General features: G+C 34.8%; 11 protein-coding genes. 5 read left to right on the forward strand and 6 right to left on the reverse strand.

Features of this window, described 5'->3' with window-relative positions; genetic code table 11:
- Positions 1–23: 23 nt before the first annotated feature.
- Positions 24–944, reverse strand: a complete 921-nt coding sequence (locus tag B5X62_RS04295) for a PfkB family carbohydrate kinase (RefSeq protein ID WP_079666157.1) — start codon at positions 942–944, stop codon at positions 24–26.
- A gap of 29 nt (positions 945–973) precedes the next feature.
- Complete coding sequence (gene gldD, locus B5X62_RS04300; RefSeq protein WP_079666159.1) at positions 974–1,531, reverse strand: gliding motility lipoprotein GldD; 558 nt, start codon at positions 1,529–1,531, stop codon at positions 974–976.
- 277 nt (positions 1,532–1,808) lie between these two features.
- On the opposite strand from gldD, the gene rplS reads away from it, so the two are divergent.
- Entirely contained in the window at positions 1,809–2,165 is a 357-nt protein-coding gene (rplS, locus tag B5X62_RS04305; protein ID WP_079666161.1) for a 50S ribosomal protein L19, read from the forward strand.
- A 221-nt stretch (positions 2,166–2,386) separates the two neighbouring features.
- Here rplS and B5X62_RS04310 read toward each other — a convergent pair whose 3' ends face one another.
- Genes B5X62_RS04310 through dapF form a run of 3 tightly spaced genes read right to left on the reverse strand, consistent with a single transcriptional unit; the run spans position 2,387 to position 6,810 of the window.
- On the reverse strand, positions 2,387–4,969 hold the full coding sequence (locus B5X62_RS04310) for a TonB-dependent receptor domain-containing protein (RefSeq protein ID WP_079666162.1): 2,583 nt from the start codon (positions 4,967–4,969) through the stop codon (positions 2,387–2,389).
- A 40-nt stretch (positions 4,970–5,009) separates the two neighbouring features.
- On the reverse strand, positions 5,010–6,035 hold the full coding sequence (mltG, locus tag B5X62_RS04315) for an endolytic transglycosylase MltG (RefSeq protein ID WP_079666164.1): 1,026 nt from the start codon (positions 6,033–6,035) through the stop codon (positions 5,010–5,012).
- 7 nt (positions 6,036–6,042) lie between these two features.
- Positions 6,043–6,810, reverse strand: coding sequence for a diaminopimelate epimerase (gene dapF / locus B5X62_RS04320; protein ID WP_079666165.1), 768 nt, complete (start codon positions 6,808–6,810; stop codon positions 6,043–6,045).
- A gap of 318 nt (positions 6,811–7,128) precedes the next feature.
- On the opposite strand from dapF, the gene B5X62_RS04325 reads away from it, so the two are divergent.
- The 4 genes from B5X62_RS04325 to B5X62_RS04340 all read left to right on the forward strand — a co-directional run bounded on the left by B5X62_RS04325 (position 7,129) and on the right by B5X62_RS04340 (position 11,435).
- Positions 7,129–7,869 (forward strand): phosphatase PAP2 family protein, encoded by a 741-nt coding sequence (locus tag B5X62_RS04325; protein WP_079666372.1) that lies wholly within the window; start codon positions 7,129–7,131, stop codon positions 7,867–7,869.
- A gap of 115 nt (positions 7,870–7,984) precedes the next feature.
- Positions 7,985–8,545, forward strand: a complete 561-nt coding sequence (locus B5X62_RS04330; RefSeq protein WP_079666166.1) for an RNA polymerase sigma factor — start codon at positions 7,985–7,987, stop codon at positions 8,543–8,545.
- Complete coding sequence (gene lipA / locus B5X62_RS04335; protein WP_079666167.1) at positions 8,538–9,410, forward strand: lipoyl synthase; 873 nt, start codon at positions 8,538–8,540, stop codon at positions 9,408–9,410. The genes B5X62_RS04330 and lipA overlap by 8 nt, the downstream gene beginning before the upstream one ends.
- Before the next feature lie 201 nt (positions 9,411–9,611).
- The gene (locus tag B5X62_RS04340; protein ID WP_079666169.1) at positions 9,612–11,435 is read left to right on the forward strand and encodes a hypothetical protein; all 1,824 of its coding nucleotides are present in this window, start codon (positions 9,612–9,614) and stop codon (positions 11,433–11,435) included.
- Positions 11,436–11,612: 177 nt separating this feature from the next.
- Here the strand turns inward: B5X62_RS04340 and B5X62_RS04345 are convergent, their stop codons facing one another.
- On the reverse strand, positions 11,613–12,176 hold the full coding sequence (locus B5X62_RS04345; RefSeq protein ID WP_079666170.1) for a hypothetical protein: 564 nt from the start codon (positions 12,174–12,176) through the stop codon (positions 11,613–11,615).
- Positions 12,177–12,222 lie beyond the last annotated feature (46 nt).

Here is a 12,222-nt window from a genome sequence, read left to right on the forward strand (position 1 = left end):
TTTGATGTTCGAAAACAATCATTCTACATTGTCAATTCAAAAGTTGTTAACTCACGGAATTGGTTGATACGACCTTTCAATTCTTCTTTAGTAACATCTTCTAGACGTACAGTTCCGAATTTTTCTACCGTGAAAGATGCCATTGCACTTCCTACGATAAGGGCGTTTTTAAGATTATCAAAACTGAAATCTCCAGTTTTTGTTATGTAAGCTGCAAGTCCACCTGCGAAAGTGTCACCAGCACCTGTTGGATCAAATACTTCTTCTAATGGTAAAGCAGGAATTGCAAATATTTTCCCTTCGTGGAACAATAATGCACCGTGCTCACCTTTTTTAATAATCACGAATTTTGGACCTAAAGCATGGATTTTTTGAGCTGCTTTTACTAAAGAATATTCACCAGAAAGTTGTCTAGCTTCTTCGTCGTTAATTGTGATAACGTCCGTTTTAGCGATAACTTCCATCAAAAGATCCCAAGTAAGATCCATCCAGAAATTCATGGTGTCAAGGATAACCATTTTTGGTCTTTGACTCATTCTTTCCAAAACTGCTAATTGTACAGCAGGATGAAGATTTCCTAACATTAAAACATCAGCGTCAGCAAAACTTGCAGGAATTTTTGGATCAAAATTTTCTAAAACATTAAGCTCTGTCACCAACGTATCACGAGAGTTAAGATCGTTATGGTATTTTCCACTCCAGAAGAAAGTTTTCCCTTCCTTAATGATTTCTACACCATCGATATTGATGTTTTTTGACGTTAACATATCCAAATAGCCTTGCGGAAAGTCGCCACCAATTACAGAAACCAATCCAACTTCTGCCTCCAAAGCTGAAGCTGCAAGTCCAATGTAAGTTGCTGCTCCTCCTAGGATTTTGTCTGTTTTTCCGAATGGTGTTTCGATGGCATCAAATGCTACTGTTCCTACTGCTAGTAATTTCATATCTATAGGTCTTTATTTTAAGTTAAATTTTATTTTTTCCACTCGAATGTGTCAATCAAATGGAGCATATCTTTTTTAATATAATCTACCGCTGGTGCCAAAGAATCTGGCTTTGGGCGGGTGTTGAAATATAAATTTCCTGTTAAAAAATGCTTCGTGCTATCCGTTACATAAAACTGAATGTTAGAGGCTGTCTGTCCTTGCAATTCGTAAAAATTACCATAGACTTTCTTTTCTGGATAAGCGAAACTTTTGGTGTCGATTGCCGTAGCTTTTATCGTATGCTCATACACCATTCTTTCTGCTTCCTTTAGATGAGTTTGGAAGTCGCTGGTTATCGGAAGATAAGTAATGAAGATTTTTGCCTTCATCCCTTTGTAGTTGATGTTGTACCAACAAGGTTTTTTAGCATCTTGTATCACCGCAAAATCCGAATAATCAAATTGAAATGGACATGCACTATTAAAGGTCTGATAGCGAGGTTTGGGATATTCTAACCTCAAATCGCCGCTTGGCTTGGGCATAACCTCTTTTCCACAAGAAGCGAGCGTTGCCAAAACAGTAAGTCCTAATAGCTTTTTTAACATCTGGCAAAAATAGTGATTAGATTTTAGATACTATACATTATAAAATATAAAAAATTCTTAATTGTTCGACTTTTAGTTGGTATTAAATCAAATTCTGGAAAATAAGGATAAATACGAGCTTTGATAAGTGCTTGATAATTTGTTGTTTAAACTTAAATAAAATTTTAAAAATACTATTGTGGGATTAATAAAAATTACTAATTTTGCAATCTGTTAACCAACCTCTGACGATAGACGTGAAAGTTGCTTGACTTTGAATTATTTTATTTTATAAATAATGGATTTAATTAAGTACGTACAAGAGAAGTACATTGACAAAAAAGATTTCCCAAGTTTCAAAGCTGGTGATACTATCACTGTTTATTACGAAATTAAGGAAGGTCAAAAAACAAGAACTCAGTTCTTCAAAGGTGTTGTTATCCAATTGAGAGGAACTGGTGCTACTAAAACATTTACTATCAGAAAAATGAGTGGAGATGTTGGTGTAGAAAGAGTTTTCCCAATCAACATGCCTGCACTTCAAAAAATTGAAGTTAACAGAGAAGGTAGAGTTAGAAGAGCTAGAATCTACTACTTCCGTAATCTTAGAGGTAAAAAAGCAAGAATTAAAGATAAGTCTTTCGGAGGTAAATAATCCGCAGATTATATCTAACAATAAAAGCCACGTCGCAAGATGTGGCTTTTTTGTTTTTAAATTTTAGTTATGAATTATGAATTATGAATTATGAATTATGAATTATGAATTATGAATTATGAATTATTTTTGTCTAAGGTCTAAGGTCTAAGGTCTCCAGTTTTAATCATAAAAAAAACTGCCCGAAAGCAGTTTTTAATTTAATATAAAGTCCGTAAATATTACATTGGACTTTGATCGTCACCACCATCGTAGTTGCTGTTGATGTCTTTTTTCTTTTTAGGTTGCTCAACTTTTTCACCTTGTTTGAAACGGTAAGTCAACGACAAGCTAAACTGTCTTGGTTGCCATTGCATTTCCATATCTCTTACGAAATCCTCCGTATTGGTGTAGTTTTTCATTCTTCTTGTATTGAAAATATCTCGAATGTTGAAGGCTAAAGTACCATTACCTTTCCAAAGCGTTTGTGTTGCACCAAAGTCAACGCCATACATCGCTTTACGATTGTTCATAGCCGTTTTTTCGGCACCTCTATAGAACGATTGTACTTGGAAACTGAACGTTTTGGTCGGTCTGAATGTCGTGTTTAATCTTAATCTATAAGAGAAACCATCACCTGAAAAGTCCATGTACTTTCCGTTAAGTGTCATGTTACCTGTGTTATTGTAACCATACAAATCTGCTGATAACATCATCTTCCACCATGAGAACGGATCGTAAGTTCCGTTAAGGTCTAGACCATATTGTGTTTCTGTACCAACGTTGAAAGGCATTGTGTTGATCGCACCTTTGTCATCTAAATATTGGAAACGGTTAACTTCATCCTCAGATTTTTTATAATACAAAGTGGGGTTAATCGTGAATTTCTTTTTAGTAATCGCATAACCTAGCTCGAAAGAGTTTTCGTAAGTTGGGTTAAGATTTGGGTTACCACGGAAGTAGTTTCTGTCATCATCAAACGACATGAACGGAATCATCGTAAAGGCTCTTGGTCTTTGGATTCTTCTAGAATAATTTAATAAAACCTGATTGCCTTTTGCGATATCATAACTTAAGAAAACACTTGGGAATAACTTCGTGTAATCTTTTTTAACCTCAGGATTTTGAATCGGCGCACCAGTTGCTAAATCATGACTTAAAAAGTTGATGTCGATTTTTGAAGTTTCACTTCTTAAACCTAATTGATAACCAAATTTTTCACCAATTTTACTCTTGAACTGTGCGTAAATTCCTAAAATATTTTCAGAGTAAATGGTATTGCTCGTGAAGTCGTATCTTGTGTAATAAGCGCCGCCATCATCACTTTGATTAACAAAATAATCGTAAGTGTTTTTGTTGTAATCATAACGGGCACCTGCTTCTAACTTCGAGTGATCCCCAATCGGAAGTTCGTAATCTAGCTTACCGATGAAGGTGTCAGATTTAGAATCTGTATCTACATTATTGATGGAGTTGCCAGTTGTTTGTAGAATTTGATTTTTAAAAGTGTTTTGTACAATTTGGTTTGTCCCGTCACTTTTGTTGGTTTGGTAACTAGCCGAAGCTGTTAATAATTGTCCGTTATCATCAAGTTTCTGATCAATTCCGAAATCTAACTGCGTTGCAAAATTTTTGTTATTTCCGAAGCTATTACGATTTCTTAAGAAGTTGTCAAAGTTAGCTGCTGATGAATAAGTTTTTTCAGCGTACGTATTTAATGTATTACTATCATTATTAAAACTTCTAATCATTCCAGAAAGGTTAATCGTCGTCTTATCTGATAAATCATGTACAACACCAGCTGTTAAATTGTAGTTGTCGCCCTCTCTTTTGGTTTCACCATCTTGGTTAGAAATTTGTGTGAAAGGGTTTTTAGTATAATCCCATGTTGAAGGATTATCTTTTCTAGTCATGTAATTCTTACTAGAACTTTCATTTTTTTGATAACCACCGCCACCATTAACGTACCAAGTCCAGTTGCCTTTTCTCCAGTTAAGGTTAGCATTAAGATTGGTTCTCGGCAAATAGCCTAATGTACCAGTTACAGTACCATTGAAGCCCATTTTTTTATCCTTTTTAAGAATGATATTCAAGATACCTGCAGTTCCCGAAGCTTCAAATTTTGAAGATGGGTTGGTGATCACTTCAATTTTCTCAATTTGATCGGCAGGGATAGATTGCAAAGCGTTGGCGCCATCATCAATTCCTAAAAGAGAAGAAGGTTTACCATTAATTAAAAACTTAACGTTAGAGTTTCCTCTCATCGACACCGTTCCGTCTGTATCTACAGAAACTGAAGGCACGTTAGATAACACATCTTGCAAGTTTCCTCCTTTGCTAACGATATCTTGCGACGGATCGTAAGTCTTTTTATCAAGCTCAACTTTGTAAGCTTTTGGCGCAGCAGCAGTAATAACAACACCTTGTATTTGCGTTGTTTTATCAAGATTTGCAACTTCATTTCCTTGGATTACAAAAGCAGGAATCGCACCTGATTTAGCAATCTGAATTGTCTGTGTTTTAGTTTTAAAATCAATAGCTTCAATCGTTACGTCGTAACTTCCAGCTGCTAATTCGATTTTAAAATTACCATTTACATCCGCCAAAGCAGCATCGCTTAGTTGCGCTGTTTGTTTGTTTTTGAATGTTAACGAGGCGTAGCCAATTCCGCTTTTCGCATTGTCTTGAACATTACCCGTGACAGAAAATTTTTGTTGCGTTGCGCTTGGTTGCTGTTGTGCAAATGCCATAGAGGCTGCTCCAAGGACAAACACAAGTCCTAAAGTTCTTCTCTGAATAATGTTTCTGATTTCTGTTTTTATCATAATTTCTTTTTTTCTGAATCAAATTTTGACTCAAGAAGGATTATTTTATCTGTTTTGCATTTAGCCAATCTTGGTAAGCTTTTGCATTTTTAGCGTGCTCTACATCATTATCTGTGAATTTGTGAAACCCAAACTTCGCTGGATCCGCACACATATAGATGTAATTATTTTGTTCTGCGTTAAGAACCGCATCCAAAGAGTTTTTGTCAACAATACAAATTGGCCCTGGCGGAATTCCCGCATTGGCGTATGTGTTGTAAGGCGATGGCGCTTTTAGATCTTTATAATAGATGCGTTTTATCTGTTTTGTAAAATTGCTCGCTTTGTTAATCGCGTAGATTACGGTTGGATCACTTTGCAATTTCATGCCTTTTTTGTAACGGTTAAGATAAAGTCCAGCAATTGTTTTTTGCTCATCTTTTTTACCGCCAGATTCTTTATAAACGATAGAAGCTAAAGCATAAATTTGGTCTCTTGACAATCCCGATTGTTTTTCTTTTGCAACACGTTCGGCATTCCAAAATTCGTTGTAATCTGTATTAAATTTGTCAAAAAACTCTTTAGGCGTCACTGTCCAAAAGAATTGATAAGTGTCATTAAAAAAGAATTTCTTAAGATCTTCAGCATTGTTAAAACCTTTCTCAATAGCGATGGCATTAAGGTCTTTTGCAAAACGCACAGAATCTAATTCAGTTTTTCTGCTAACGCGACCAATCATTTGATACACGTCATCAAAATCTTTAATTCTAAAATTATTTGGTGTCTGGTTGCCAGCTTTAATCATGTTAACAAGATCCGAGTTGTTGGTGCCAGATTTTATTTCGTAGCGACCAGCCTTGATGTTTTCTGCTAAAGCTTTGTCATTAGCAACCGCTTCAAAGCTTTCAACATTTGATAAATACGGACGAATAGAATCCATCACTTGCTTCATCGGCGCATTATGTGGGATTAAAACAAAACCTTCTTTAGCAACGTTGTTTCCGTAATTTTTGGAATAAAATCTAAACCCAAAATAAGCACCAATTGCAAGAATTGCGATGATAATGATTGCTACTATTTTTTTCATATACAATTTAGATTTCTATTGTTCCTATAAAAACTTGTTTTGCTGGACCTTCTAACCAAATATTTTTGAAAGTACCATTTTCTTCTTCGGCATAAATTTTCAAATTGCCACCAAGCACTTTAACAGGCACAGAGGTTAGATGTTTCTTTTTCATAAAAGTTAAAGCCGCTGCTGTAACACCTGTTCCACAACTGAAAGTTTCGTCTTCAACACCACGTTCGTAAGTTCTTACAAAGAGCTTGTTTTCAGGTAGTTCTGTCACAAAATTAACATTGATACCTTCTTTGTGATAAGTCTCATTATTTCTGATTTTGTTACCATTGTGATAAACATCATAGTTTTCAACATCGTCAACATATTTAATGTAATGCGGCGAGCCAGTGTTTAACACAAAATCCTCTTCGTCAGCAAAGATTTTTTCGACATCAATCATTTTTAGTTTGACAACACCGTTTTTTATTTCCGCTTCGTGCATGCCGTCGATGGCGTCAAATTTTGTTTTATCTTCAAAAATATCCAAGAAATGCGCGAATGCCACGATGCATCTTCCGCCGTTACCGCACATGGTGCTTTCGTTACCGTCAGAATTGTAATACACCATTTTGAAGTCGTATTGCTCATCATTTTCTAACAAAATAAGTCCGTCGCCACCGATCCCAAAACGTCTGTCACAGAGTTGTTTTACCAGTTTTGTATTTTCTTTTGGGAAACTCAGGTTACGGTTGTCTATCATGACAAAATCGTTTCCGGTTCCTTGATATTTATAAAATTTCATAAGTCGTTTATTAGTGATTTTAAAAAAGCCTACAAAATTAATGAAATTCGTGTCGATTTGGTGTTAAAGAAATGCTAATTAAATCATCGAAAAGTCCCATTCGAATTTATTATTGAGAATTGTGAAATTTTTGATTTAAAATAATTTATTTCGCACAGTTTTATTTTGTGTAATATATTGATTATTAAATAGTTGTTAATTTTAAAGCTTCTTATATTAAAATAGTATTAAAATTCATTTTCAAAAATAATTTTCATGATTGTTTCAAAGTTTTATTTAGAAATGAAAACTAAATTTGTTTATTAATTAATGCCTCCGATGATAAGAAGAATTAAGATTTTAATACTGATTTTTTGTTGTATTAATCTTGCTTTTGCACAACAAGTTGATAGTTTGGATTTTGCTAAAGAAACGAGCTTATTACCAAGTGATAGACAAGGTTTTAAAATCAAAAAACTATATGTGCCAGTTGGTTTGATGCTTGCTGGCGTTGCTTTTGGTAGTAAAAGTTTAGAATCGCTCAATAGTGAAATTGTTGAAGAACGGAATGAACATTTATTAAATTTCACCTCACACTTGGATGATTTTTTACAATTTTCGCCGATTGTTACAGCTTATGCTTTGGATGCTTTCGGTGTTAAATCTAAAACCGATTTGGGTAACCGAACAGCAATTCTTTTAAAAGGAGAAGTTCTCACTTTAGGTTCTGTTTTCGTGATGAAAAGCCTTATACACGAGAATCGACCTGACAGTTCTAATAGTCAATCTTTTCCGTCAGGCCATACAGCGCAAGCTTTCGCAGCAGCAACTTTTTTAAGCGAAGAGTACAAAGGTCGTTTTCCGTGGATGCCTTATGCAGCTTACGGTGTTGCAAGTACAGTTGGCGTTTTTAGAATGGTGAATAACAAACATTATATCTCGGATGTTTTGTTTGGTGCAGGATTGGGGATTTTATCCATGAAAGTGGCTTATTGGACGCATCAATACAAATGGAACAAAAAAGAACGCCACGAGCAAGCTTATCAACAATATATTAAAAACGAAAAAGTTATTTATTAAATTAAGCTAAATTCTGATTCCAAAACTCAATTAAAAACGTCGAATCATTGTCTCAATCTATCAATACGATATCATTTTTTTAGTAGTATTAATTCGTATCTTTGCTTATCTCTAAATGAAAAAAGAAGCATTAATAGAATTAGTAAAGAAAGCCAAAGATAAAGATCAAAAAGCGCAAACGCATTTGATTAATCTTTTTTGGGTGGATGTTTTTTCTTTCGTGATGAAGAAAGTTCAGGACGAAAATGATGCCGACGAAATTACCGTTCACGTTTTTTCGAAAGTCTTGTCAAAGTTGGATATGTACGATCCTAATTTTCAGTTTAAGACTTGGATTTTGACCATTGCTCAAAATACGGTTATTGATTTTTGGAGAAAGAAAAGCCGCGAAAATACGGATGCCAGCGATTCTTTGGATGAGGTTAAAAATCACTTTGCAAAATCGCCAGAAGAGCTTTTGATTTCGGAGGAAGAAAATGACGAGATTCTAAAAATTGTTGCCTCGATGGATGCCAATTATCAAGATATTATTAGACTTCGATTTTTTGAGGAGAAAAGTATTAAAGAGATAGCTGAAGAGCTTAACCTATCAGTTGCCAATACCAAAGTGCGCATTATGCGAGCAAAAAAAGTCTTGGCAGAATTATTAAAAAGTAACGAGTTGTATAATGAGTAACGAAGTATTAACGACAGATACCACAACACAAAAACCTAAATGGATTCGCGTAAAATTACCAACTGGTAAAAATTATCGCGAACTAAGAAACTTGGTTGATAAATATAAATTGAATACCATTTGTCAAAGTGGAAGTTGTCCAAATATGGGCGAATGTTGGGGCGAAGGGACAGCGACTTTTATGATTTTAGGAAATATCTGTACACGTTCTTGTGGTTTTTGCGGTGTTAAAACAGGGAAACCTTTGGATGTTAACTGGGACGAACCTGAGAAAGTTGCGCGTTCTATCAAATTGATGAAGATTAAACATGCGGTTTTGACGTCTGTTGATCGCGATGATCTTAAAGATATGGGATCGATTCTTTGGGGCGAAACGGTGAATGCTGTTCGTCGTATTTCTCCCGGAACTACTATGGAAACTTTGATTCCGGATTTTCAAGGGATTACAAAACATTTGGACAGATTGGTGGAGGTTGCGCCAGAAGTTATTTCTCACAATATGGAAACGGTGAAACGTCTAACCCGTGAAGTGCGTATCCAAGCGAAATACGAAAGAAGTTTGGATGTTTTGCGTTATCTGAAAGAAGCTGGACAACGCCGCACCAAAACTGGTGTGATGCTTGGTCTTGGCGAAACTAAGAATGAAGTTTTCCAAACCATTGAAGACATCAGAAACGCTAATGTTGATGTGATTACTTTGGGACAATATCTGCAACCTACTAAAAAGCATTTACCAGTAAAAAGATTTATCACGCCAGAAGAGTTTGATGAGTTTGGTGCTTTTGCAAAAGAATTAGGTTTCCGTCATGTAGAAAGTTCGCCGCTAGTACGTAGTTCTTACCACGCTGAAAAGCACATTCACTAGGTTTCACTTGTAATGCATTTTGAAATAAAATTCGTCAGTTCGAGTGATTTTTCGAAATTAAATGTAGAAAAATTGTAGCGAGAACAGGATTTTATCTTCAAAAACTTTTTCTCGATATAGAAATTATAGGCTTCAAATTTTAAACATATTAAAACACTCATCTCGAGTGTTTTTTTTATTTTAGTAAGACAAAGTTTAAGGATGAAAAAATATATTTTGCTTGTTGCTGTTTTGCAGTTTTCTGTTGTCAAATCTCAGATTGTTGATGCAAAGTTTTTTAATAAAGAGATTAAAAACTCTAGTATTCGTCAAGCAAAAGCGGATACCATCGTTAAGTCACCATTTTTAATTTCGTCAATAAAAGTTTATACTTCGGAGAAAACGAGTTATGTTTCAAACCTAGTTAAGAAAATTCAAAACAAAAATTTTCATCCAATTTTATTACTTAAATATCAACCTGACGGCAAAATATTTTTTAATGAAACTTACTATAATGGCACTATTTATCAATCCAGTTTTTATTACGAAACTAATGGGAATTTAATTCTTAAAACCAATAAGATGAGCAGTAATCCATCGATAGATTATTCTTGGCTTCGTTATGACAAAAAGAACTATTTAGATTACGAATTAACTTATGAAATTAAAGATGAAAATAAGCTTCAATTCCAACGTTTGATGAAGTATAAAAAAGAAATTCAACCAGATTCTCTTAAAGTTGATTTAATGAATTACAGCAGCGATTCTTTGCTTTCGACGGTGGATACCTATACTTTTTTTAAAGATAAATATATCGTTGATATGCCTGTTCGATATGCTCGAAAGTCTTACTACCGCGCTTTTGGTGATCAATATCTTCCTTATCAAATTGACGGTTATTATGTGGAAGGACGAACTGCTAATTTCAGTTATAATGACAAAGGTTTTCCGCTTTGGGAAAATTGGGTTAATGACAAAGGTTTAGAAAATAGAACAGAATACATCTATAATGCCGATTTTACAGAGCGTATCACACAACAATACCACATGTTGGGAACAGAAAAGTCGACCAAATTTGTGAATAAATTTAATAAAAAAGGCGATCCAGTTTTTAAGCAAACTATCGAATATACAGGAAATCCACTTGATATTTATACTTGGGATTATGTTTATGATGAAAAAGGAAATTGGATTGAATCTAAAAAATACTGGCAAGAAGTTGAAAAAGGAATCCCCAAAAAGAATAAACTTGTCGAACATATTATTAGAGAAATTAAATATTACAATTCTCCTTCCGAATTTTCTCCCGAAAAATCACCAACTTTTGATGAACGTGCGACCAAGTATTTAACGAGTGTTCCAACTTATGCAGAGAAGATTGAAAAAGAAAACAAAGAGCGTGACGAAGCTGTAAAAGCGGGAAATTATGCATTGGAAATTCCAGATGAGAAACATGATAAAATTGAAGATTTTACACCAAAATATTGGACGCTAAAAGAGATTGCTTATGGAAATCTGAATGAAGATGAGCAAGATGAAGCGGTTGCCGTCTACGAAACTCCTTCTAGTGATGGCGATGGCGATGGTCAACAGGTTTTAGCAATTTATAAAAAAGACAACGGAAAATGGAAATTGTGGCATCAGAATTTTTCCGCGATTATGTCCTCTGATAGTGGCGGAATGATGGGTAATCCGTTTGATGGAATCTCTATTAAAAATAAAGCCATCGTTGTGCAGCACTTTGGGGGAAGTCGAGATAAATGGTCTTACACGCATCGTTATCGTTTTCAGAATGGCGATTGGTATTTGATTGGGGCTTTGGTTGGTTTTGGTGCGCCACAAGATTATTTTGGAAAGTTCGATTACAACCTTTCGACAGGAGACATTGTTGCGTCTTATAAATCTGAACTTAGTTCTGATGAAAAATTGAACGCTTCAAAATCTTGGTCGCGAACTCTAAAAAAGAAAATTCCGTTACCGAAAATGGATGACTTTTATCCTGGTGGAACGGAAACCATAGTTAATGGACGAACTTTTTATTGGTAGGATTTGGGAGTTCCAGCGGCGGCGCATCGAAGATGCGCCGCCGCTGGAACTTTTTCACTTGGAATTTAAAAATTAATCAAACTAGGTTCAGGTTAAACTACTTTTTATTATATGAGGCGTCGCTTCGAGTGAAATTCTGAAAGAATTTTATATCGAGAAGTTCTGCGGATAAGAAAATCAACCTCTCGATAACGCCAAAATACAATCTTCGCGAATTTTCCAAATTTCGTCAATAGAATAGGGGATTTCGGGATGTTGGTCGAGCCAATCTTCCAAGAAGTTTTGGTGATATTTAACTTTAAAATCTGTGATTTGCTCAGGCTGAATTTCGATTTCTTTTAAAAGTTGAGATTCAAAATTTTCTTTGCGCCAAGTTCGACTTGTAAAGTCAAGAATTTGATGATTCCATTTTAGATAATTATGCGCTTCGGGAATGTAATCGAGTTGATGTTGCTCCAAGACTTCTTTAATTTGTGGCGCATTGTCGGCATTCATTTTAAAAATTCCTAAAATTAATTGAAAGTCGAATTTTTGATTTTCGTCCGCCAAACGTTTTAACAAAGCATGTTTGGTGCTACAAGTTCCAAAATTATCATTAAGAACTGCAAGCATATTATTTTTGTCAAGATTCCTTTTATAATCCATGTTTTGAACAAAATGTGCAGCTTCTAGAAAAGTCGTTTTTCCAGTATTAAGAAAGCTTTCGGAAATTATTTTGTCCGATTGGATGTCAAAATTCATCTTTTAAAATTTGTCGCTAAAGTAAGACATTACAAAGAGTCTGTTT

The sequence above is a fragment of the Soonwooa buanensis genome (genome assembly GCF_900167905.1).
Taxonomy (GTDB): domain Bacteria; phylum Bacteroidota; class Bacteroidia; order Flavobacteriales; family Weeksellaceae; genus Soonwooa; species Soonwooa buanensis.

Coding starts and splice junctions, on each gene's coding strand:
- B5X62_RS04295 (WP_079666157.1), bottom strand. CDS start 944: ATGAAATTACTAGCAGTAGGAACAGTAGCATTTGATGCCATCGAAACA.
- gldD (WP_079666159.1), bottom strand. CDS start 1,531: ATGTTAAAAAAGCTATTAGGACTTACTGTTTTGGCAACGCTCGCTTCT.
- rplS (WP_079666161.1), top strand. CDS start 1,809: ATGGATTTAATTAAGTACGTACAAGAGAAGTACATTGACAAAAAAGAT.
- B5X62_RS04310 (WP_079666162.1), bottom strand. CDS start 4,969: ATGATAAAAACAGAAATCAGAAACATTATTCAGAGAAGAACTTTAGGA.
- mltG (WP_079666164.1), bottom strand. CDS start 6,035: ATGAAAAAAATAGTAGCAATCATTATCATCGCAATTCTTGCAATTGGT.
- dapF (WP_079666165.1), bottom strand. CDS start 6,810: ATGAAATTTTATAAATATCAAGGAACCGGAAACGATTTTGTCATGATA.
- B5X62_RS04325 (WP_079666372.1), top strand. CDS start 7,129: ATGATAAGAAGAATTAAGATTTTAATACTGATTTTTTGTTGTATTAAT.
- B5X62_RS04330 (WP_079666166.1), top strand. CDS start 7,985: ATGAAAAAAGAAGCATTAATAGAATTAGTAAAGAAAGCCAAAGATAAA.
- lipA (WP_079666167.1), top strand. CDS start 8,538: ATGAGTAACGAAGTATTAACGACAGATACCACAACACAAAAACCTAAA.
- B5X62_RS04340 (WP_079666169.1), top strand. CDS start 9,612: ATGAAAAAATATATTTTGCTTGTTGCTGTTTTGCAGTTTTCTGTTGTC.
- B5X62_RS04345 (WP_079666170.1), bottom strand. CDS start 12,176: ATGAATTTTGACATCCAATCGGACAAAATAATTTCCGAAAGCTTTCTT.